This is a genomic window from Phytoactinopolyspora limicola (assembly GCF_011320225.1).
Classification (GTDB): domain Bacteria; phylum Actinomycetota; class Actinomycetes; order Jiangellales; family Jiangellaceae; genus Phytoactinopolyspora; species Phytoactinopolyspora limicola.
Window position 1 is genome coordinate 266,951 of sequence record NZ_JAAOEN010000006.1, and the last position, 20,929, is coordinate 287,879.

Annotated in this window: 20 protein-coding genes and 2 tRNA genes; 9 read left to right on the forward strand and 13 right to left on the reverse strand. The window is 66.3% G+C overall.

Translation table 11 applies throughout. The annotated features are described in order from the left end of the window. Positions 1-6: 6 nt before the first annotated feature. Both hrpA and G8760_RS16825 read right to left on the reverse strand, forming a co-directional pair. The gene (gene hrpA, locus G8760_RS16820; protein WP_166353218.1) at positions 7-3,975 is read right to left on the reverse strand and encodes an ATP-dependent RNA helicase HrpA; all 3,969 of its coding nucleotides are present in this window, start codon (positions 3,973-3,975) and stop codon (positions 7-9) included. A 271-nt stretch (positions 3,976-4,246) separates the two neighbouring features. Next, positions 4,247-4,828 carry a TetR/AcrR family transcriptional regulator gene (locus G8760_RS16825; protein ID WP_166353220.1) on the reverse strand — a complete coding sequence of 194 codons (582 nt, stop codon included), beginning with the start codon at positions 4,826-4,828 and terminating at the stop codon, positions 4,247-4,249. A gap of 98 nt (positions 4,829-4,926) precedes the next feature. Between G8760_RS16825 and G8760_RS16830 the strand changes: the two genes are divergently transcribed. Further along, positions 4,927-6,114 carry an FAD-dependent monooxygenase gene (locus tag G8760_RS16830; RefSeq protein WP_246222581.1) on the forward strand — a complete coding sequence of 396 codons (1,188 nt, stop codon included), beginning with the start codon at positions 4,927-4,929 and terminating at the stop codon, positions 6,112-6,114. Here G8760_RS16830 and G8760_RS16835 read toward each other — a convergent pair. The 5 genes from G8760_RS16835 to bcp all read right to left on the reverse strand — a co-directional run bounded on the left by G8760_RS16835 (position 6,083) and on the right by bcp (position 9,783). Next, positions 6,083-6,673, reverse strand: coding sequence for a hypothetical protein (locus G8760_RS16835; RefSeq protein ID WP_166353222.1), 591 nt, complete (start codon positions 6,671-6,673; stop codon positions 6,083-6,085). The two genes, G8760_RS16830 and G8760_RS16835, sit on opposite strands and share 32 nt — an antisense overlap. Positions 6,674-6,718: 45 nt before the next feature. Continuing rightward, positions 6,719-6,979: a hypothetical protein gene (locus G8760_RS16840; protein ID WP_166353224.1), complete on the reverse strand. Its 261-nt coding sequence runs from the start codon at positions 6,977-6,979 to the stop codon at positions 6,719-6,721. 356 nt (positions 6,980-7,335) lie between these two features. Beyond that, positions 7,336-7,420 (reverse strand) — tRNA-Leu (locus tag G8760_RS16845). A 121-nt stretch (positions 7,421-7,541) separates the two neighbouring features. Beyond that, complete coding sequence (locus G8760_RS16850; protein ID WP_166353226.1) at positions 7,542-9,260, reverse strand: DUF8094 domain-containing protein; 1,719 nt, start codon at positions 9,258-9,260, stop codon at positions 7,542-7,544. Positions 9,261-9,306: 46 nt separating this feature from the next. Continuing rightward, positions 9,307-9,783: a thioredoxin-dependent thiol peroxidase gene (bcp, locus tag G8760_RS16855; RefSeq protein ID WP_166353228.1), complete on the reverse strand. Its 477-nt coding sequence runs from the start codon at positions 9,781-9,783 to the stop codon at positions 9,307-9,309. A gap of 159 nt (positions 9,784-9,942) precedes the next feature. On the opposite strand from bcp, the gene G8760_RS16860 reads away from it, so the two are divergent. After that, positions 9,943-10,275: a DUF3618 domain-containing protein gene (locus G8760_RS16860; RefSeq protein WP_166353229.1), complete on the forward strand. Its 333-nt coding sequence runs from the start codon at positions 9,943-9,945 to the stop codon at positions 10,273-10,275. A 124-nt stretch (positions 10,276-10,399) separates the two neighbouring features. Beyond that, entirely contained in the window at positions 10,400-10,696 is a 297-nt protein-coding gene (locus G8760_RS16865; protein ID WP_166353354.1) for a co-chaperone GroES, read from the forward strand. Positions 10,697-10,783: 87 nt separating this feature from the next. On the opposite strand, the gene G8760_RS16870 is transcribed toward G8760_RS16865, so the two are convergent. Then, positions 10,784-11,458: a hypothetical protein gene (locus G8760_RS16870; RefSeq protein ID WP_166353231.1), complete on the reverse strand. Its 675-nt coding sequence runs from the start codon at positions 11,456-11,458 to the stop codon at positions 10,784-10,786. Positions 11,459-11,822: 364 nt separating this feature from the next. Between G8760_RS16870 and G8760_RS30605 the strand changes: the two genes are divergently transcribed. From G8760_RS30605 to G8760_RS16890, 5 genes are read left to right on the forward strand one after another with little or no spacing between them, the layout of a single operon-like run. Beyond that, complete coding sequence (locus G8760_RS30605) at positions 11,823-11,945, forward strand: hypothetical protein (protein ID WP_281355162.1); 123 nt, start codon at positions 11,823-11,825, stop codon at positions 11,943-11,945. 14 nt (positions 11,946-11,959) lie between these two features. Continuing rightward, positions 11,960-12,226, forward strand: coding sequence for a hypothetical protein (locus tag G8760_RS16875; protein ID WP_166353233.1), 267 nt, complete (start codon positions 11,960-11,962; stop codon positions 12,224-12,226). Next, positions 12,223-12,726 carry a PH domain-containing protein gene (locus G8760_RS16880; protein WP_166353235.1) on the forward strand — a complete coding sequence of 168 codons (504 nt, stop codon included), beginning with the start codon at positions 12,223-12,225 and terminating at the stop codon, positions 12,724-12,726. The genes G8760_RS16875 and G8760_RS16880 overlap by 4 nt, the downstream gene beginning before the upstream one ends. Continuing rightward, entirely contained in the window at positions 12,723-14,378 is a 1,656-nt protein-coding gene (locus G8760_RS16885) for a PH domain-containing protein (RefSeq protein WP_166353237.1), read from the forward strand. Before G8760_RS16880 ends, G8760_RS16885 begins: the two co-directional genes overlap by 4 nt. A 39-nt stretch (positions 14,379-14,417) precedes the next feature. After that, positions 14,418-16,109, forward strand: a complete 1,692-nt coding sequence (locus G8760_RS16890; protein ID WP_166353240.1) for an AMP-binding protein — start codon at positions 14,418-14,420, stop codon at positions 16,107-16,109. Here G8760_RS16890 and G8760_RS16895 read toward each other — a convergent pair. From G8760_RS16895 to G8760_RS16910, 4 genes are all read right to left on the reverse strand, one after another. Continuing rightward, the gene (locus G8760_RS16895; protein ID WP_166353242.1) at positions 16,099-16,422 is read right to left on the reverse strand and encodes an ACT domain-containing protein; all 324 of its coding nucleotides are present in this window, start codon (positions 16,420-16,422) and stop codon (positions 16,099-16,101) included. The two genes, G8760_RS16890 and G8760_RS16895, sit on opposite strands and share 11 nt — an antisense overlap. A gap of 342 nt (positions 16,423-16,764) precedes the next feature. Then, positions 16,765-18,066 (reverse strand): HipA domain-containing protein, encoded by a 1,302-nt coding sequence (locus tag G8760_RS16900; protein ID WP_166353244.1) that lies wholly within the window; start codon positions 18,064-18,066, stop codon positions 16,765-16,767. Next, the gene (locus G8760_RS30890; RefSeq protein ID WP_166353246.1) at positions 18,066-18,317 is read right to left on the reverse strand and encodes a helix-turn-helix domain-containing protein; all 252 of its coding nucleotides are present in this window, start codon (positions 18,315-18,317) and stop codon (positions 18,066-18,068) included. The genes G8760_RS16900 and G8760_RS30890 overlap by 1 nt, the downstream gene beginning before the upstream one ends. Before the next feature lie 596 nt (positions 18,318-18,913). Continuing rightward, positions 18,914-18,989, reverse strand: a tRNA-Lys gene (locus G8760_RS16910). 244 nt (positions 18,990-19,233) lie between these two features. Here G8760_RS16910 and G8760_RS16915 point away from each other — a divergent pair. Continuing rightward, positions 19,234-19,548, forward strand: a complete 315-nt coding sequence (locus tag G8760_RS16915; RefSeq protein ID WP_166353248.1) for a DUF3467 domain-containing protein — start codon at positions 19,234-19,236, stop codon at positions 19,546-19,548. A 33-nt stretch (positions 19,549-19,581) separates the two neighbouring features. Here the strand turns inward: G8760_RS16915 and G8760_RS16920 are convergent, their stop codons facing one another. Continuing rightward, the gene (locus G8760_RS16920; RefSeq protein WP_166353250.1) at positions 19,582-20,904 is read right to left on the reverse strand and encodes an AAA family ATPase; all 1,323 of its coding nucleotides are present in this window, start codon (positions 20,902-20,904) and stop codon (positions 19,582-19,584) included. Positions 20,905-20,929 lie beyond the last annotated feature (25 nt).

Below are 20,929 nucleotides of genomic sequence, written 5' to 3' on the forward strand. Positions count from 1 at the left end.
AGCCACCTAGCCGGTGGTACGCGGTCGTCGGAGGAGGTCGGAGACGGCGCGAAGGATCCGTTTCTCGGACACCGGCTGCGCGGTGCCGAGTTCTTGAGCGTACAGGCTGACGGTCAGCTCTTCGATCATCCAGCGGACGGCGTCGTGCTCGGCAGTGGGAGCCTGGTCCGCGGGAATCGAGTCCAGCAGGTCGTTGTAGGCGTCGCGTACCCGGGCGATGGTGTCCATGTGGTCGAGGTCGCGGTCTGGGGCGCTGGCCAGCTTGCCCACTCGTCGGTCGATCGCTTGCACATAGCGGTTCAGGTGGCTCAGCCGACGGCGGCCGGTGGTGGTCACGAACCCCGGGTGTAGGAGTTCGTCGAGGTGGTCGCGGATGTCGGCGATGGACGCCGGGCTGGCCGTGGCCGGCACCTGGTCTAGGCTGCTGCGGACCCGGTGCGCGGTAGCAAGGACCGGCTCTACCTCCGCCACCACGTCGAAGACCTGCTCGATGAGCGCGCCCCGGACGCGTTCGCGGATGGCGGCGAACTGGTCGGCGTCCCAGACCAGCCCGCCGGCCTCGGCGATCAGCGCATCCGCCGCGCACTGGGTGCAGTCGTTCAGCAGATCAGCCACCGAACCGTCCGGATTCTGGCTGAGTATGAGCTTGCTCTGGCCACTGAGGTGGCGTTGGACGAAGGCCACTGGTGACGGCACACTCAGCAGCAGCAACCGGCGGATGCCGCTCCAGTGCCGACGGCGCTGCTCGGCTTCGGAATGCAGCACGCGGAGCCCGACGCTGTCGCCCTCGTCCACGAGAGCCGGATACCCCGTGACCCGGTGCCCGCCCTGTTCGGTCTCGAACGTCCGGGGTAGTTCACCGACACTCCATTCGCGCAGCCCTGAGCGTTCCATACCGGCGCTGGCTCCAGCCGCGGCGACACTCTGGCGCATAGTGCTGCTCAGCTGCTGTTTGAGTACGGCCAGATCCTTGCCCCGCCCAACCTCTCGCCCCGCGTCGTCGACGACGCGGAAGGTGACCCGTAGATGGTCGGGCACCTTGCTCATGTCGAAGTCCTCGCTGCGCACCGGGACTGCACGCAACCGGGTCAGCTCACGAGCCAAGGCATCGCGCAGACTGGCGCCGTGCTCGCCCGGCCTCAGCTGGGCGAGCACGTGCCGGGCGGCGTCCGGTGCCGGTACGAAGCTGCGCCGCAGCGACTTCGGCAAGGCCTTGATCATCGCGGTGATCAGTTCCTCACGCATACCGGGGACGTGCCACTCGAAGCCATCCCGCTCCACCTGGTTGAGCACGGGGAGCGGGATGTCGACGGTCACGCCGTCGGAGCTGGCGCCGGGGTCGAACTGGTAGGTGAGCGGGAGGTCGTGGTCGTCATGTCGCCATGTGTCCGGGTAGGCCGCCGCACTCACGTCGGCTGCGGACTCGTTGACGAGGAGGTCGGTGGAGAACGTCAGCAGGTCCGGTTCTTTCCGCCGCGCCTGTTTCCACCAGCTGTCGAAGTGCCGGGCGGAGACGACGTCGGCGGGGAGGCGTTGGTCGTAGAACTCGAACAGAGTGTGGTCGTCGACGAGGATGTCCCGGCGCCGAGCCCGGTGTTCGAGGTCTTCGACGTCGTCGAGCAGTTCACGGTTCTGGTGGAAGAACTGATGCCTGGTCTCCCAGTCGCCCTCGACCAGCGCATGCCGGATGAACAGCTCTCGGCACAACTCGGGATCGATCTTCGAGTACTGGACCTTCCGCGAGGCGACGATGGGCACCCCGTACAAGGTGACTTTTTCGTGGGCGAGAACCGCACCGGCCTTCTTCGACCAGTGGGGCTCGCTGTAGCTGCGTTTCACCAGGTGTTGGGCGAGCTGTTCGGCCCACTCCGGTTCGATGCGTGCGTTCACCCGAGCCCATAGCCGTGAGGTCTCCACGAGCTCAGCGGCCATGATCCACCGTGGCGGCTTCTTGAACAGCCCCGAGCCGGGAAAAACGCCGAAGCGGGTGCCGCGGGCGCCAAGGTACTCGTTGGCCTGCCCCTCTTTGACGCCGATGTGTGAGAGCAGTCCGGCCAGCACCGACCGGTGGATGTTCTCCGCGCCGCCGGGGCCGTCGTTGAGCTTGATTCCCAGCGGTTTCACCAGGCCGTTGAGCTGGGTGACCAGATCCTGCCACTCGCGTACTCGCAGGTAGTTCACGAACTCGGTGCGGCACATCTTGCGGAACTGGTTGGACGACCTGGCCCGCTTCTCGTCGGCCAGGTACTGCCACAGGTTCAACAGGGTCGCGAAGTCGGAGGTGGGGTCGCGGAAGCGCGCGTGTTTCTCGTCGGCGGCCTGCTGCTGGTCGGTTGGCCGCTCGCGGGGATCCTGGATGGACAGGGCGGCGGCGATGACGACAACCTCGCGGGCGCATCCGTGCTGGCCTGCCTCGAGGATCATGCGCCCCAGGCGGGGGTCGATCGGCAGCTGGGCGAGGGCGCGCCCGACGTCGGTCAGCCGTTTGCGCGGATCGGTGGCGGCCGGATCGAGTGCGCCGAGTTCGTGTAAGAGATCGAGGCCGGCGGTGATGCTACGGCGGTCGGGTGGGTCAACGAACGGGAAGTCGGCGATCTCGCCTAGGCCGAGCGCCACCATCTGCAGGATCACCGACGCGAGGCTGGTGCGCTGGATCTCCGGATCGGTGAAGGCCGGCCGAGCGTCGAAGTCTTCCTCTGAATAGAGCCGGATGCAGATGCCATCGGCGACCCGGCCACACCGGCCGGCCCGTTGCCGGGCCGAAGCCTGCGAGATCGCCTCGATGGGGAGGCGCTGCACCTTGGTGCGGTGACTGTAACGAGAGATCCGGGCGGTGCCGGGGTCGACGACGTAGCGGATGCCGGGCACGGTCAGGGACGTCTCGGCGACGTTGGTGGCCAGCACGATCCGTCGGCCCCTGGACCCGAGATGGCTGGCCGGCTGGAAGACCCGATGCTGTTCGGCAGCCGACAGCCGAGCGTAGAGGGGGAGGATCTCGGTGTTCCCGCCGCGGCCGCGGTTGCCGTCGAACCGTTTGTGCAGCGCATCGGCGGTGTCTCGGATCTCTCGTTCACCGCTGAGAAAGACGAGGATGTCTCCCGGCGGTTCGAGGGCGAGTTCGTCGACGGCCTCGACGATGGCCCGTACCTGGTCCCGCGGATCGTCGTCGGCCCTACCGTCGGGGTCGTCGGCGACCAGCGGCCGGTAGCGGAGCTCGACCGGATACGTACGCCCCGACACCTCGACGATGGGTGCGCCGCCGAAGTGCGCGGCGAACCTCTGTGGATCGATCGTGGCCGAGGTGACGATCACTTTCAGGTCCGGCCGGCGGGGGAGGAGCCGCTTGACGTAGCCGAGGATGAAATCGATGTTCAGGCTGCGTTCATGCGCCTCGTCGATGATCAGCGTGTCGTAGCGGCGCAGCATCGGATCCTGACTGATCTCCGACAGCAAGATGCCGTCGGTCATCAGCTTCACTAGCGTGTCGGTGCCCGCTTTGCGGGTGAACCGCACTTGGTAGCCCACGGCGTGGCCGAGTTCGGTTTTGGTCTCCTCCGCGATCCGCTCGGCGACGGTGCGTGCGGCAAGCCGGCGTGGCTGGGTGTGGCCGATGGTGCCCCGGACACCCCGGCCCAGTTCGAGACAGATCTTGGGTAGCTGGGTGGTTTTGCCGGAACCGGTCTCGCCGGCGACGATGACGACCTGGTGGTCCCGGATAGCCGCGGCGATGTCGTCCCTGCGCTGCGAGATCGGCAGGTCGGGAGGGTAGGTCAGCACGGGCACGAGCGCTGCCCGAGCCGCGAGCCGGTGCTCGGCGTTGGTGACCTCGGTGGCGATCTCGGTCAGCGCGGACTCTTGTGCGCCGGGCTGGCGGATCTTCCGGATGCCGTCGATTCGGCGGCGCAGCCGGTGTTCGTCGCGGATGGACAGCGCGGACAACCGGGCACGCAGATCTGCGGCGGAAGCTGTGGACATACGCCTATGAGTTTACGGTGCCGCGGCCCGGCCGCTCACCTCGTTTTTCGGCGCGCGCGACCTAACCGCAGGCATGACGTCGCCTCGAATCCGTATCACGTTCCTGCTGGGTGCTACCGGCTATGGAAACCGGGCGTCCGATGGGCGTCTCGGCGTGGGCCTTACCGGTGCAGAGACACCCGTGTCTCCAGCAGGACTGGCAAGCGTCCGTATCATGTTCTCCCGTCCCGGCTAACGAAAGGTTAGCAATCAACCTTAACTTAAAGCGGTGTTAAGGAAAGGTTGCGCCGGAGTGGGGTGTCTCCACGGCTACCAGGGCGCGCAGGCCGGCAATGATCTCCGCGCCCGTGGGGGCGTGCTCGGGGTCGGCCAGCGTCTGCATGACCAGGCCGCTGAATAGGGCGAGGTGCACCGACCCGATGGTCCGGACCGTCTCGTCTGGCACATCCGCCTCGTCGACGCCGATGAGCCGTGCGGCCAACCCGCGTCGGCCCTCCTCTTGTGCGGAGGTGAGATGCCGGCGTAGCTCGGGGAACCGGTGGGCTTGAAGCATAAGTTCGACGCTGGCGATGAAGAGCTCGCGGTTCGTGGAGACCGAGTCGATGACACGCTGCCAGGCCTGCTCCGCATCACCGTCGGAGGCGAGCGTGTCGCCGATCTGATCACCCCAGTCGTCCATTGCATCGACCAGGGCAGCGTGTAGCAGGGCGTCTTTGGAGCCGAAGTGGTAACCGATGGCGGCGTGGCTGATGCCTCCCGCGGCGGTGGCGATATCGCGAACCGTGGTAGCGCCCCATCCTTTTTCCACGAGGCAGCGTTTGGCTCCGGCCAGCAGATCTTCCCGGTTTCCCATGGCGCCGAGCCTACCGGCACCACTAGCCCGAACGGTTAATCCATATGGTTAATCCATATGGTTTGACCAAATGGGCAAATCTGCATAGTGTCGACGGCATGACAACACTGATGAATCGACGGGTCCTCATCTCCGGCGCCAGCGTGGCTGGCTTGACCCTGGCCTATTGGTTGCGCCAGCACGGGTTCGACGTCACCGTGGTCGAGAAGGCGCCGGCGGTCCGGCCTGGCGGTCAAGCGCTCGACGTTCGTGGCACCGCCCTCGACGTCGCCCGACGGATGGGCGTGCTCGCCGACCTACGTCTCGCGCGGACGGACATGCAAGGTATGTCGATGGTCGACGGTTCCGGCCGGGAGCTCCATCGCACAACTCATGAGACCTTGTCCGGCGGAGCTCTCGACGGCGACGACGTCGAGGTGTTGAGGGATGATCTCTGCGACCTTCTGCTCGACGCGGCCCGGGATGACGTCGAATACCTTTTCGGCGACGCGGTGACATCGGTCATCCAGGACGACGACGGGGTGCACGTTGGATTCGAGACCGGATCCGAACGGCGGTTCGATCTCCTCGTGGGTGCCGACGGTCTGCGCTCAGCGGTGCGTCGACTGACCTTCGGCCCGGATGCCGGATTCGTCCACCACCTGGGAAGTTACGTGGGCGTGTTCACGGCGCCGAACACCCTGGATCTCGACCGCTGGCAGGTATGGATCCAGGCCGACGACGGCAGCGGAGGTGTTGTCATGAGCGCACGAGACAACACCGAGACACGGGTGTACCTCGGATTCCCGTCGGAGCTGATCCACTACAACTATCGCGACGTAGATGCGCAGAAACACCTCTTCGCCGGGCGGCTGGCCCACCTCGGATGGGAGGTGCCGCGGTTGCTGACCCACATGTGGGATGCTCCCGACTTTCATTTCGATGCGATGAGCCAGGTCCGTATGGGCACCTGGACGGCCGGCCGCATCACGCTGGTGGGAGATGCCGGGTACGCGGGATCCCCCCTGTCGGGCCAGGGCACCAGTGTGGCGATGGTCGGGGCCTATCTGCTGGCGGCCGAACTCGCGGCGGCCGGCGGCGACCACCGCGCTGCGTTCGACGGATATGAGCGGCGAATGCGCGGCTGGGTCGGTCAGAATCAGGCTCTTGCGCTGGTGAATGGCGCACGCCTCAAAGCCGAGGGTGAGGGCCGTGATCCCTCGAGCATCGAAGGGCCGGTCATGGACGACGTCAAACACGCCATCTCGTTGGACGTCATGCCGGCGACTGCACGTTGGAGAGGATGAAGATCGCCAGCGTCATGCGGGCGGTGTCGTCGTCATCCGACTCGGACACCACTTTGCTGATCCATTCGATGCCACGGTTCTTCTCGTCGTCGCTGAGCAGAGCGTCGTTGAGGACGCTGCTCCGGGCTTCGAGGGCGAGCTCCTTGAGGCTCATGTGTTTGGTCTTCGCCTGCGCCTCCGATATGCGGCTCGCTTTGGCGATGGTGTTGATCCGCCTAAAGACGGCGTCTTTGGCTGCCTCGTAGAACGCCTCGAAACCGAACGGTGTCTCTTTGCCTTGGAACTCGAAGGTGGCGAATTTGAGCCGGATCAGCGCCAGATAGCCGACGCCTATAGCCAGCGCGCTCGCCCACGGATTCCACCCGTCGAACGGGGTGAGCTCGTGCAACAACAGGAACAGGAAGGCGGCGAGTACTCCGTTGAGAACGACGAAGAACCACCACCATGCCCACAAGCGTCCCCGGCCGTCGCCATTACGTGGGACGTAGAACTTCCGGTCGAGGTCCAGCGTGGTGAGCCCGGCAGCCACAACACCGGACACGACGAAGTAGAAGTCCATCCCGCTGCCCCTCTGACTGGAGATGTCTACCGGACGATCGCCGGCCTACAACTCGTCGATGATGCGCATTAACCTCTCATCGGATTCGCTCAGGTCGGCGGATTGCGACGGAGGCCCACCCAGATCGAGCCCTTGGTGCCGCCCTTCGGAACCCGAGCGGATCCGGCTTCGGTGTACACCCTTGCCGCGCCCGGTCAGCTCGACGTTGTTCCCATGCACCGACACCAGCCCTTTGACCTGCAACGAGTCGACGACGTGCCGCACCGTCCCTGGTCCGATGAGTAGTTCGGCGGCGATCTCGGGCACCGACAGAGACTCTCCCGCCGAGTCAGGGAGGGTCTTGATGATCTGCGATTCGGGTGGTGTGAGAAGAGCGTCGGACTCCGGGGAGTCGGCAGAGCGGGACTTACGCCCCGCAGAATCCGTCCCGTCACCAGCCATACCTGAGTGAACTGCGAACCTGGTCGACTTGTCAACCGTTGATGACCGTCGGTGGAGGGTTTTCCGGCGTGACGGTGGAAGGTAGTACTCGCTATAGCGAGGAAGACCTTCCACCGTCACGCCGAAAACCCTCCACCGTCTTCAGCTTCAATGTGTCGGGGACGCCGTTGACGGCTGACCTCTGGGTGCCCTCCGGCGTGGAGGTTCTAGTAGGTCGTCAGTGGTGCGGGAGGAGGGACTCGAACCCTCACATCCGAAGACACACGGACCTAAACCGTGCGCGTCTGCCAATTCCGCCACTCCCGCTGGGCGCCTCGACCATGGTAGGCCATACCCGAGGGGGTTTCCCCGTCAACTCGTTGGCCGAGCCATTCGATCGGTGCCCGCCCTGACGCCCAGCCGGGGACGGTTGAACGGGCACCGGTGCTCATTGTTCGGTGTAGTCCATGGCGTGGGGAAGCATCGACTCGCCGATCACCGTTGCGGCTCCATCGTCGTCGACGGTCACGATGAAGCTCACACCGTGGGTGATCTCGGTTTCGGCGAGTGCGGTGTCGCCGGGAAGGATGCCGAAACCGTCGTCCGGAAGGCGAAGGTTGAAATCGTCGTCGGTGACGACCATGGTCTGGGTGCAGGTGATCGTGGTCATCGCGAACGCACCGTCGGGCGTGGCCAACCAGCGTGGGTTGTCGTCGAGCAGGGTGCAGTCGCGTTCCTCGTCGACCAGCTCGCCGGGGCCCTCGCCGATGTGGAGGCCATGATCGTGCAACGACTCCAGCCCGCCGCCGTGAGATGCGTCGAGGCCATCCGGTGCCGTACCGGTCGAGGCGTACTCGAGGACGAGGTCGAGTGCTGCCCGGCCACGTGTGACGAGCCCGGTGGAGGCGGGTGTGGCGACGCCGTCGGCGGCGACCGGCTCGACGCGTGGTGCGTCCCCGGACGGATAGACCGAGAGCGCCACAAGCCAAGGTGCGGCGGCATTCTCACGGGTGACGAAGTAGTAACCCGGCCCGTCGTCGCCGCCGGGATCGCTGATGGCCACGAACCACATGGGGTAGGTATCGACCTCGGGAGCGGCGACTGTCGTGGGAACGATGGAGAAAGGCTCGATCGGCTCGCGGTCCTGGGCCTCCTGGATCTCGTAGCCGAGCTGAGAGGAGGCCAGCAACGGCCCGGCCTCGACGGTGGCGATGAGCTCGGCGTCTTGCTCGCTGTTCGCGGTGTTGTTGATCTCGGTGTAATGCTCGAAGAACATCTCGGCCGCTGTCGGGGTGATGGCCGGCACCGTACTGCTCGTCCGGTGGTCGGCCGTGCCTGGCACCTCGGCGCAGCCGGCCAGGACCAGTCCCGTGGCCGCGCAGCCGAGCGCCAAGCGGGCCAGGGTGCCGGGTGACCGAGGTGGCGGGGGTGGCGCAGGAGGCTCGGGGGGCTCGGGCGAGTCGGCACGGAGGGGCGTGACGGATCCCTGCCCGGCAGCATCGGCGCCGTCGTCGTCGGAATCACCGTCGTCATCGGGTGGGATGGTGTATCCACCTTCAGCTCGTTTGCGTCGCCGTGCGCTCACGAGGGTGAGTATGCCGCCCGCGGTGAGTATGACGCCGACGCCGGTGATGACAAGAGCCGTGGAGAAGAGGCCGTCGATCTCGGCGTCGATGGTCAATCTGGTGTTGATGCCCGTCGCGGGTTCGGCCCCGGCGATGACGAGCCGGACCGGCTCGTCGGTCATCTCGAAGGTGATGCTCTGCTCACCAGGCCCGACGGCATATTCCCGCCACCAGTCGAGGCCGTCCGGCGCGGCCGTGGGCACGTCGTCGGCGCCCGTCTCTGCCCGCAGGGTCAGCCCACCGCGCCACCCGACGCCGGTGATCTGCTCGACCGTGATGTCGTCGAGGTAGGAGCCGACATGGACGGGGTGGCCCGCTCCGACGAACGTGCCATCGGGTCCGGCATCCGCCGCCACGTGCAGCGTGGGGCCGGTGGCGTTCAGGGCGGCGGGTGTCGTGGTGACGACGGCGGCCTCGCTGGTGATGTCCTCGTCGATCAGCCCGATCGTGTTGTCGGGCCCGATGTAGACGGCGGCTACCGCTCCCGCTGCTGCCAGCGGCACGCCGATGACGAGCATGGCGACGCCGAGGAAGGTACGCATGACTCTCCGAAATGTGGTGGTGCCCAGTGCAGCGGACGTGGACCTGTCAACCGTCGAGACCCAAGTCTCGCCACAACTTTGCCACGTGACCCGTGGCGCGGACGTTGTACATCGCCTTGTTGATCTTTCCGTCTCGGTCGACGACGAACGTCGAGCGGATGACGCCGTTGACGACCTTGCCGTACAGCTTCTTCTCACCGTAGGCGCCGTAGGCCGTCAAGACCTCGAGATTGGGGTCGGAGAGCAGCGGGAACGTGACGTGGTCGCGTTCCCGGAAGGAGGCGAGCTTGGCCGGCTCGTCGGGGGAGATGCCGAGCACGACGTACCCGGCGGCCTGGAACGCGTTGAGATTGTCTCTGAAGTCACACGCCTGGGTGGTGCAGCCGGGGGTCATGGCGGCTGGATAGAAATAGACGATGACGTTCTGGCCGCGGTACGAGGCGAGCTCGACCGGAACGCCATCGGCGTCGGGCAGGGTGAAGGCGGGGGCGGGATCGCCCGGGGAGAGTCGGGTGTCGTTCACGCCCCTACCGTAGCGAGCCGGTGTCCGTGGGAGCGAGCGTGGCGGATCGCCGGGGAAATCCGGGCGCGGACGGCGTCGCCCGGATACGGTGGAACCGACCGGATCACGAGGGCAGTACAGTCAGCTGTCCAGGTGATTGAGCCGAGCTGGAGGTTGGACGTGAGCACTCCCGAACCCGTGCTGCCCCGATCGCGGCAGCCGGTTCCTGTCCCGGAGACGGACGAGGAGCAAGCGAAATCCAACGGCCGTCCCACGCGCTCGGTCGACGAGATCGAGCGCTCGATGGCTGAGCGCACCGACCGGATCGCCGGGAACATCGACGAGTTGGTCAACCGCATGAGTCCAGCTCGCCTTGCCCGGGCAAGTGCGGGCCGGGCCCGGAGCCGAGTGACCACCCCGAACGGATCGCCGAGGCCCGAGGTCATCGGCGCCGTCGCCGGTGCTGTCCTGGTCGCCGCCATCATTGTCTGGCGGGCTCGCCGGCGGCGTTGATCGCTGATCCCCGCGACACTACTCCGATGCTTCGCGGGCACCGGGATGTGCTGTTGGTGTGCTGGAGCGCGTATCCTGAGGCGTCGTGAGCACTGAGCATCCCGATGACAAGCTGCCGATCCGCATGCTGCACGATCGCGTGCTCGTCTCGCTGGACCAGGAGGCGGGCGAACGTAAGTCGTCGTCCGGCATCGTGATCCCGGCCACCGCCGCCATGGGTCGGCGGCTGTCGTGGGCACGGGTCGTAGCGCTCGGTTCCAATGTGCGCACCGTGGCGGTCGGCGATCGGGTGTTGTTCGATCCCGAGGACAAAGCCGAGGTCGAGGTGCGTAACGAGACGTATGTGCTGCTCCGCGAGCGGGACCTGCATGCGGTGGCATCCGAGCGGATACCGGACGGCCAGACCGGCCTCTATCTGTAGCACCGCGCCGCTGTCCCTGGCGCGCTGTCCCGGCGCGGTCCGACGTTCTGCTGCCACCCGAGGTTCTGCTGTGAACAGGGGGCCGCGTTACCGGCCCAGGCACAGGAGCAACTCGATCAACGGCAGGTCGAGGTCGAGACAGAGCTGCTCCCGATCCGGTGTTTGCGTCGGCGTTGGGGTCGGGGTGGGCGTCGGCGTTGGGGTGGGGGTCGGCGTTGGGGTGGGCGTGAGTGTCCGCGGTGGCTGCGGGTCGCCTTGAGTCGCGGTCGGCTCGGGCTCGTCGGGTTCATCTGTCTGGTTGGGGTCGCGATCAGGCGATTCGTCGTTGCCTGGCGGGTCGTCGTCCGGCCCTCCTGGCCGCGAGGTGTCGGTGTCGCGGTTGTCGTCGCCGCGTGTGCCGTCACCATGTCCGCCGCCGGAGTTGCCTCCACCCCCGCTGCCGCCGCTCGAGCCCCCACCGGTACGATCCCGCTGTCCGGGATCCCGCCGGCTGTCACTGCCCGGCTGCTGGCCGGAGCCGGTGTTATCCGCCGAGCCGGTTCCGGTGTTTTGGCTGGTGGCGCCGGCCGTAGGCTCACCATCGCGGGTGCTGTCCGGGCTGGCGGTCGCTGTCCTGGTAGATGAACCTGGTGCGGCGGCAGGCTCAGTGGCGGCGTGGGTGGTCACGAAGTAGGTGCCACTGGCGATGCTGTCCTCGGTGTGAGGGACGACGAGGTTGCCGAGGGTGATGCCGATGGCCGCTCCGATGACACACGCGGCCACCGTGGGATGATTCCGACCTTTGCTAGCAAACCAGGCGATAGTGCGGGTGAATCGGCCATCGCGGGCGTGGGCGCCGGCTTCGTGAGTGTGCGGGCGGCGCTCGGGTGCCGTGCCATGCTCTGGCGCGCTGATGGGGACCGTTCCTTCCTCGTCCTGTGGCGATCGCCTTCGGTCCGGTGCTGGACTCGTCTGCCGATCTTCCGACTCGCGCGACAGCGTACTGATCTCTGGGCGCCGCCGACCATGGGGCGATCGGCCGATTTTTGTCGCCGTCCGGTCGGCGCCACGCCAAGTAAGCCTGTCCCGTGACAGCGGTCGTGCACGTCGGATGCATCAAGCAGGCCGACTGGCCTATAATTGGTCCGTGTCGTTGAAAACTAGGTCGGTGGGCCGGCAGCGTTCGTCTTTCATCGAACGGACTCGGCGGGCGCAGATCGTCCGCGCCGCGATCGAGACGGTGGCCGAGATCACCGCCAGCCCTTCATAGCCATGGTCGAGATCGTGACCCACCATCGCACCAAGGACGGTGAACAGCCGTTCTCCGAGGCCGTCGACAGCGAGATCGACGAGCTCGCCCGGATCGTGCGCCATGGCCAACAAGCCGGCGAGTTCCGAGAGTTCGACGCCCGGTCCGGCGCGCAGATCATCGTCCAGGCCGTCGAGGGTGTCCTCGGCCGCTGGATGGTCGACACCTCGGTGGACCTGGACGCCCAGGCCACGATCCTCGTCGACTTCGTTTACCACGCAATACGGCAGGAGAAGCCATGACGGTCACCACGACGATGCCACAGTTACGCCCGCCTACGCACCGGGTCGAGCGGCGCGCCGTTCTGTGGTGGTCGCTGCAATCGCTGGTGTTCGCCGGGCCGATCTTGATCGGGTTGATCATCGCCTACGTGCTGTGGGACGCAGCCCGGCCCTGGCTGATCGTGCCGCTGATCGGGGTCGCCGTCGTGCTCCTGGTCGGGGTATTCGTGCAACCGTGGTGGCGCTACGCAGTGCACCGGTGGGAAGACACCGATCAAGCCGTCTACGCGTTGACCGGCTGGTTGGTGCGGGAATGGCGGGTCGCGCCACTATCTCGGATTCAGACCGTCGACGCCGTGCGGGGTCCGCTGGAGCAGATGCTCGGTCTGGCCACACTTCGGGTCACCACCGCGTCGTCGAGTGGCTCCATCGACATCGGCGGGCTCGACAAAGACGTGGCCGCTGAGGCCGCCGAGCGGTTGACCACCATCGCGCAGTTGACCCCCGGGGACGCCACATGACGGCCGAACTGCCCAAGTTCACCGACCACACACGGACCGAGCCGGCGCCCAGCACTGAGACCGACGGGTGGCACCGCCTACACGTCCGGATGATCTGGGTGGATGCGATCCAGACCCTGCTATCGCTGACCCCGGCCGTGGTGGCGGTCCTCGTTTTCCGGGTCGAACCCAGCCTTGGCGCCATGTGGCCGATGGTGATCGTCGCGACTCTGGGGGTGACGGGCGCCGTCGGTGACGCTCTGCGCTGGGTTTTCACCCGCTACCGGGTGACGCCGGACTACGTGGAGCGACGGACCGGTGTGATCGTGCGTCAGTACCGTTCGGTGCGCCGCGATCGAATCCGCAGCGTGGACACCACGGCGAAGTTACGGCACCGACTGGCCGGCCTCCGCGTCGTCGAGATTGGTGCCGGCCAGCGGTCGGCGGCAGGCGAGTCGGCGTTCACCCTGGACGCGGTGGCCAAAGCGGACGCCGAGGTGCTGCGGCGAGAACTGTTGTGGAGCACCGACACCGACGGTGAGCCCGCCGTCGGAGTCGAGCACATCAATGATGTGCCCGGCACAGCGGACAGTGAGGTGCCCGCGGCTCAGCCGACGGCGGGTCCCGCTCCGGCGGCCCGGGTGTTCGCGCGTTTCCGGCCGTGGTGGGTCGTCTACAACATGTTCAACATCTGGGCCTATCTGATGGCGGCGGGCCTGCTGTGGGGCGCCTACTGGCTGGCCAGCTCCTTCGGAATGGACATCGGCGGGTTCATCGATGGCCTGGCCGACTGGGGCGCCTTGGGCTGGGGCTGGACGATCGCCATCGGCGCGGCCGTGACCGGTGCCATCGGTGCGATCGGCCTCGGGTTCGTCTTCTTCACCGAGAACTGGAAGTTCGAGCTCTCGCGGATGCGCGGCGAGAAGGGGACGTTGCTGCGGACCAGGCAGGGCCTGTTCCAAACCCGCGAGGTCAACCGGGACGACAACCGAATGCGGGGGGTCGAGATCGGCGAGCCGTTGCTGTGGCGATGGATGGGGATGGCCGACACCAGCATCATCACGACCGGCCTGGATACGTCCGCAATGTCCAGTGCCTCCACGATCCTGCCCCGCGGCCCCATCAGCGTGGCCCGGCCGGTAGCCGCGGCGGTGTTGGACGTTCAGCCGAGTCCGTTGGAGGTCGACCTCGGACCACATCCGCGCGCTGCGTTGCGCCGCCGGCTGATGTGGGGCACCGGCGTGGCCGCCTCCGTGGTGGCCCTGCTGGCCTGGCTGGCACTCACCGACGTGGTGCCCTGGTGGGCCGTGATCGCCGGCCTAGGGATATGGCCGGTGACGTTGTGGGGAGCCTGGGTGGCCTACCGGGCGCTGGGACACACCATCTGCGGAGACTACGTCGTGGTCCGATCCGGTCTGACGAGCCGCTCGACCGCCGCGCTGCAACGCAAAGCCGTGAGTACGGTAGCGATCCGGCAGTCGCTCCTGCAGCGGCGCCTCGGGCTGGCGACGGTGTCTGCCATGACCGCCGCCGGATGGGGTATCTACGAGGCCCCCGACGTGGATGTCGCCGAAGCTGTTCCGTTCGCACGGGCAGCCGCGCCGGGCCTGTTGGACCGCTACGCCGAGCCGGCCCGGCGGCCCGTCGCGGCCGCCCAGCACGAGGTAGGTTGAGGATGGCGTAGCCGATCATGGCGAGAGGTGCAGACGACGATGACGTCTTTCGATTCCTTCCGCGAGGCCCGTGACCTGCTGTTCACCCATCGAGAGTCGCTGGATGCGGCCGTGGCGGACTTTCAGTGGCCGGCCCTCGAAGAGTTCAACTGGGCGCTCGATTGGTTCGACCGGATCGCTGACGGGCGTGCCGACCAGACCGCGCTGTGGGTGGTCGGTGAGAACGGAGAGGACGACCAGCGGACCTTCGCCGAGCTGGTCAGACGCTCTAACCAGGTCGCCAACATCCTGCGTGATTCCGGCGTGAACCGCGGCGATCGGATCTTGGTGATGCTGGGCAACGTCGCACCTTTGTGGGAGGTCATGCTGGCCGCGATCAAACTCGGCGCGGTCGTCATCCCCACAACCACGCTTCTCGGCGCGGCCGACCTTGCCGACCGGCTCGACCGGGGCCGGGTCCGGCACGTCGTCACCGATGCCAGCCAGACCACCAAGTTCAGCGACGGGCCCGGCACCTATCAAGGGTTCATCGTCGACGGGGAGATGCCGGGGTGGACGTCGTTGGCGACCACCGACGCGCCGACCACGTTCGAGCCGGACGGCCCCACCCGGGCCTCGGACCCATTGTTCTTGTACTTCACGTCCGGCACCACGTCGAAACCGAAACTCGTCGAACACACCCACGTCAGCTATCCCGTCGGCCATCTATCGACGATGTACTGGATCGGCCTGCGCCCCGGCGACGTCCACCTCAACGTCAGCTCTCCCGGATGGGCGAAACATGCCTGGAGCAACTTCTTCGCGCCATGGAACGCGGAGGCGACGGCCGTTGTGTTCAACTATCCGAGGTTCGACGCCGAGGCGTTGCTGGACGTGCTGGTCCGGTGTGAGGTCACGACGTTCTGCGCCCCGCCCACGGTGTGGCGCATGCTGATCCAACAGGATCTCAGCCGGTGGGACGTGTCGCTACGTGAGGTCGTCGGGGCCGGCGAACCACTCAACCCGGAGGTCATCCAGCAGGTCCGCCAGGCGTGGGGACTGACCATCCGGGACGGCTACGGTCAAACCGAGACCACCGCGCTGGTGGGCAACACTCCGGGAGCTCCGGTCACCCTGGGGTCCATGGGTCGGCCACTACCCGGGTACGACGTCGTCTTGCTCGATGCCGCGGGCCAACCAGCGGACGAAGGGGAGATCTCCCTGGACCTGACGAGCCGACCGCTCGGGCTCATGACCGGCTACCTCGACGACGAGTCCAGGGCGGCAGGCGCCATGGGTGGTGGTGTTTACCGTACCGGCGACGTCGCCGCCCGCGACGCCGATGGTTACCTGACCTACGTCGGCCGTGCCGACGATGTCTTCAAGGCATCCGACTACCGGATCAGCCCATTCGAGCTGGAAAGTGTGTTGATCGAGCACGAGGCGGTAGCGGAGGCGGCCGTGGTGCCCTCGCCGGACAGTATGCGGCTGGCGGTGCCCAAGGCCTTTGTCGTCGTCGCCCCGGGACATCAGGCCGACGCCACTACCGCCGCGTCGATCCTGGCGTTCTGTCGGGAGCGGCTGTCGCCGTTCAAGAGGATCCGCCGCCTGGAGTTCGCCGAACTGCCGAAAACGATCTCCGGGAAGATCCGCCGGGTCGAGTTGCGTGCGGCTGAGCTGGAGCGATCACCTGGCGACCAACGCCACCCAGGCGAGTTCTGGGAAGAGGACTTTCCTGAACTCAAGGGCTGACCAGGGCGGCGACGCCAGCATGTGAAGGGCGGCTGAGCTGGGTCTGGGCGGTGCCGACGAGTTCGACGGCCGTGACCCCCACGACCCGGCCGAGCCTGGCCATGACCCGACGGGTGTGCCATCCCGGCCGGTCCTGCTCAGCTAGCTGCACGGTCACCGTCACCGAGCCAGCGGCCTGCTCGGTGAAGTGGAATCCGGTCACCGGATGTGGGTTGATCACGGCGGCTAGTCGGGCTAGTAGGCCAGGGCTGGCCGCGGCCTGCACGCGGACGGTGACCGGCTCGCTCGGAGGGGGCTGGTCGGCGGGTCTCATGATGGCTCCAGGGTCTGGGCGGTCGGACGGGGCCAGCTCGGGTGAGAACGGCCCCAGGAACGCAAAAAACCCCTCGCAGGATGCGAAGGGTTTGCGCGCCGGGCGGAGGGTGTGCCGGGCGCGCCTACATAATGATCACCAATGCGAACATCACAACCACCTTGCCACAGATCGATCCGACGAGGGAACCGGCGACCGCATGATGGACGGTGGAGGCCCGCTCACGCCGCTCGAGCGTCAGTGCATTACCACCCGGCGGCAGCGCGCGTCACACGTCGAAGATGTCGAGTCGATCTCGTCGCCGACGCCGACCGGGCGATCACCCAAGACGCGTTGGCCGCGCTAGCGTCGGCCGGCCGGATGCCGCGACGTCAGGTTCCGAATTCGGCCACGGATCAAGGCGACGATGCCTTCGTCAACCCCAGTCGTCTCTTCGGCAGCGGAGTCCAAAGCGCCTGCCATCCGCTCTAGTGTGGCGTCGACAATCCTTCGTGCGCGTTGCTCATTGAATCGCCACGATATGGCTTCGGCGACCAGGTCGTCGACGGTAGCGCCGTGCACATCTGTGGCCGGTCCGATCGTCATCGCCAGCTCGGTGCTCACGGGCATGGTGCCGCGGGGAGTTGCCACATCGGGGTACCAGGCTGTGCACATTACGTCGTAGAGCGGCGCCAGTCGGACGGATCCGATGGGGTCATGCAGCAAAGACAGGTTCTTCCCATGCGCGTCTGCGTTACCGATCGCGACGGTGAAAACCATCGTCTCGAGGAGCTTCTGAAGCTCGGTGAGCTGATCGTCGGCAAAGCTGTCCAGCAGCCCAGCAACATCCTTGAACGAAGGCCCTCCAGCGATCTGGTACTTGGCCTCGCCCAGGAAGTCCACTGGAACCGAAAGCGCCTGACAGGAGTCCTCTTGGTGCAGACGAGACACGGTCTCATCGTTATGGTTGACGCGGTCATATCGGGAGACGACGAGAACGGGACCACCTAATTCGATCACTTCGACGTCGATGCTCGAAAGGCTCATCGCGCGCGCCAGATTGAGACAGAGCGCTTCATTGCGGACTGAGCCCGGAAAGTGTGCGTTCTCGGGCTTCAAGATATGAGTGGACGGCGACTGGCCGGTGGGCCTCAACCACCCATCATTGTGGTCGCGTGACAGCAGCAGCTTGTCCTGCTGACCGGCCAGCGACACCCGCACTTCACGACTCGCACCCAACGGATGTGCCCCCAGCCCGTCCAATGCGCCGCGAAGCTCTTGATCGGTCAGTCGCTGCCCGACGACGGCGTGGCGGACTGATGGCGCGGTCTCGCTACGTGGTTGGATGACTACCGCTCCTGCGCAGTCGCGACCGATCGCAGCGAGCAGGCTGAAGGTATCGCCTCGGCGGATGCCGAACTCCTCCTCGAGAATGCTCCTCGCCGGACCTTCAGGGAGCAGTCCCTCAAAGTAAGGGGTGACGACGGACGGCGAGTGGCGACGATCCGGGCGCATGGGAAGCGCGACCGAGATCACCGGACGCCCCGACAGCCATTGGCCGGCCGCCACATCGGAGTACTCCAGAGCGATCTTTCCGGACAGCGGTTCACGGAGGGTGGCTATCTCACGACCGTCCAGCCATACGGAAAGCTCCTGGCGTGCCATCACGACCCGCCCTCATGGTGCCGGACGACGACGTCCAGCCCGAGCCTCCGTAGCATTCGAAAGACGGCCTCTGAATGCTCAGTCGTGTGGCCGCGCTCAATCTCGGATAGGTATGACCGGTGTACGCCAGAACGCTCAGCCAGCTGCTCTTGAGTCATCCCGGACGCTCGCCGGTAGTGAGCGATCACGTCGCCCAGCGACGAAGGGCTGCGCACAAGCCACCCATCAGCTGTGTCTTGATTTGCAGACATACGCTCTCCTTGGCCGAATGTCGGCGTATCCAGACGCTCATCGTATCAGGCGAATTCCCGGATATCCAGACATCCACGATGCGACGGCCGCCTACACTGGCTCGCCGGCGGGAGCAGTGGTTGCCCGTGCACCGGTCCCGACGTCGCCTTTAGCCTGCTTCCCGCCGCCGCATCGATGTCTGTTCAGTCTTGGTCGTCGCCGCGGGATGGACAATTCGTGGTGCGGTGAGCTCTCTCGCACGTCGGTAGGCGTCGCGCGCCTCGTCGATTCGTCCGAGGCGTCGCGGGAAATACGGTCCACGGCCACCCTGGCGAGCGTCGAGTTCGACGCGTCCAGCGGCGATCTGTTCGGTGTTCCTCAGCACGATCGGCCAGAGCGAGCAGGCCGAACTTGGCCGTAAGCCAATAGATCGGCGGAACCTCTAAGACGAACGCCTAGCCCCGAAATCGACGAGCGCGACACCAGATCCCGACTTCCCCGTACTTGATCTTGTCCAGGCGTGCGATACACAGCGCCAACGTCGAGCAGTGGGGACGGTCCCTTGGCATGGGTGACGACATGCCAACATGGCTAGAACGCTCTGGCCTTGCAGGTATGGTGCGCCATCAGGGACTCGAACCCCGAACCCACTGATTAAGAGTCAGTTGCTCTGCCAATTGAGCTAATGGCGCAAACGGCGAAAGCTTATCACCGGCCTCAGGCTACGACGAAATCGCTACGTTGGGCCTACGGCTGGGCCGCGAGCAAGCCATGACCCACCAGTGATCGACGGCAAGATGAGGTCGCTGTGGCGACGTGAAAGCGGCGACGATCACCGGGGGTGGTCGCGTGAAAGTGGCGACGATCACCGGGATGGGCGTTGTGGTGTACGAGCCCGGCGACCTCCTTCGTTGCGTGACCTCATAGTCTGGGGGGATGGCCAACCAGCCCAAACGGCGTGAGTACGATCTGGACATCCCTACCGAGGTCGAGCCCGGCGTGTATGCCGACTTCGCCTCGATCTGGCACACCTCGGACTCCTTTGTCCTCGACTTCGCGGTGGTCAAACGGCCGCCCCGGTCCAGCGTGGACGATGAGGGCAACCGGGTGACGAAGGTACCTACCCGCGTCGTCACCCGGGTGCGTATACCACCCAGCCAGGTCTTCGAGATCATGAAGGGGCTGGAGAAGCAGCTGTCCATGTGGGAGCGCACCTACGGCAAGCGCCAGCGTCCGCCAGAAGGTACCTGAACCGTCACGTCGTCGCCCTCCACGTCGTGGCACTCACATATAGTGCCCGGGTGTGACGTGGGTGCGCCACCGTCCCGACGTGGCGACGTCATATAAAGCTGCCTCGGTGACGGTTGGGCCGTGTTCAAGCACGGCGCGCCGCACCACTTCACGCAGATCGGCGCCGGTCACATCTCCTACGGATCGGGCCACGCGGTGCACATCGAGGTCGACGCTAAGCGGACGCAGATAGCGCTTCAGGATGGCGACGCGGGCCGGTGCGTCCGGTGGTGGCACCGTCAGTACGGTGTCGAATCGCGCCGATCGGCGGGCCGCTTGGTCGATCCCGCCCGGGTCGTTGGTGGTCGCGACGGTGAGCACGTCCCGGCGGCGCTTGGCGCCGTCGAGGGTGGCCAGGAAGTCGGCCAGCGTCCGGGGTTGGACGTGGTGCTGGCGATGGCCCACGACCAGGTCGATGTCCTCGAATACGATCATCGCCGGCCCGAGATGGTCGAGTTCGTCGTACAGCTCGGTGACCTGGGTCGCCAGGGTGGCGGCATCGGCGAAGATGACGGTAAAGCGGCCGGCCAGCTCAGCGGCCAGGACGCGGGCGAGGTGGGTTTTGCCCACCCCGGGTTGCCCGGCGAGTAGCAGGCCGCGGGTGGTTCCCAGGCCCAGGTGCTCGAGTGTGTCGCGGCGCCCGGTGATCGCGGCCACGCACAGGTCGACCTCCCGCCACACGTGTTCGGGAAGAACGAGATCGCTGCGGCGGTCGCTAGGTGTGGCGATGGGCGTGAGCGTAATGCCGCCGGATCCGACCGCGGCCTGAAGCACCTTGCCACGCAGCGGATTAGCCTCTCCGGAGGCTCGGTCGAGCAGCTCTCGCAAGACGCGGGCGCCGGCCGCGCGGTCAGCGCGGGCGGTGAATACCCGCAGATGCTGGTCGAATTCGTCGTCGAGGATGGACACACACGTACCTATTGGTGCGATCGTCCCTGGCGGGAAGTGTGCGATCAGCCGGTTCGGCACTGCCCGAGGCTCCGCGTCGCCGGTATCGAATGGTGCCCACGCCGGTGGTTCGCCGCGGCCAGGACCGTGGACTCCGACGGCGTCGGTATGGGCATCCATCGCCGCGGCCAGGACGAGGCCGGCGACCTTGAGATGGGTATGAGTGGGGCAGCTGTGTGCCGTGGCGAGCCGATCTCGATCAGTGTCGAGCATCCGTGCCACCCAGGCGATCGGGCTTTCTCGGTCTTCGGACGCATGCCCTAGGAGCCGAGCGATGGCGTTGATCGTCTCTCTGGCCCCGTAGGGCAGGTCGGTGATCCAGTCGGGATGCCGACTCTCGGTTCGGCCAGAAGTCGTCGTGATGGTCACGGGTCGCGACGTTAAGGCGCCGGAT

Coding starts and splice junctions, on each gene's coding strand:
- G8760_RS16850 (WP_166353226.1), bottom strand. CDS start 9,260: ATGCGTACCTTCCTCGGCGTCGCCATGCTCGTCATCGGCGTGCCGCTG.
- G8760_RS16890 (WP_166353240.1), top strand. CDS start 14,418: ATGACGTCTTTCGATTCCTTCCGCGAGGCCCGTGACCTGCTGTTCACC.
- G8760_RS16885 (WP_166353237.1), top strand. CDS start 12,723: ATGACGGCCGAACTGCCCAAGTTCACCGACCACACACGGACCGAGCCG.
- G8760_RS16830 (WP_246222581.1), top strand. CDS start 4,927: ATGACAACACTGATGAATCGACGGGTCCTCATCTCCGGCGCCAGCGTG.
- G8760_RS16835 (WP_166353222.1), bottom strand. CDS start 6,673: ATGGACTTCTACTTCGTCGTGTCCGGTGTTGTGGCTGCCGGGCTCACC.
- G8760_RS16865 (WP_166353354.1), top strand. CDS start 10,400: ATGCTGCACGATCGCGTGCTCGTCTCGCTGGACCAGGAGGCGGGCGAA.
- G8760_RS16880 (WP_166353235.1), top strand. CDS start 12,223: ATGACGGTCACCACGACGATGCCACAGTTACGCCCGCCTACGCACCGG.
- G8760_RS16825 (WP_166353220.1), bottom strand. CDS start 4,828: ATGGGAAACCGGGAAGATCTGCTGGCCGGAGCCAAACGCTGCCTCGTG.
- G8760_RS16895 (WP_166353242.1), bottom strand. CDS start 16,422: ATGAGACCCGCCGACCAGCCCCCTCCGAGCGAGCCGGTCACCGTCCGC.
- G8760_RS16900 (WP_166353244.1), bottom strand. CDS start 18,066: ATGGCACGCCAGGAGCTTTCCGTATGGCTGGACGGTCGTGAGATAGCC.
- G8760_RS16915 (WP_166353248.1), top strand. CDS start 19,234: ATGGCCAACCAGCCCAAACGGCGTGAGTACGATCTGGACATCCCTACC.
- hrpA (WP_166353218.1), bottom strand. CDS start 3,975: ATGTCCACAGCTTCCGCCGCAGATCTGCGTGCCCGGTTGTCCGCGCTG.
- G8760_RS30890 (WP_166353246.1), bottom strand. CDS start 18,317: ATGTCTGCAAATCAAGACACAGCTGATGGGTGGCTTGTGCGCAGCCCT.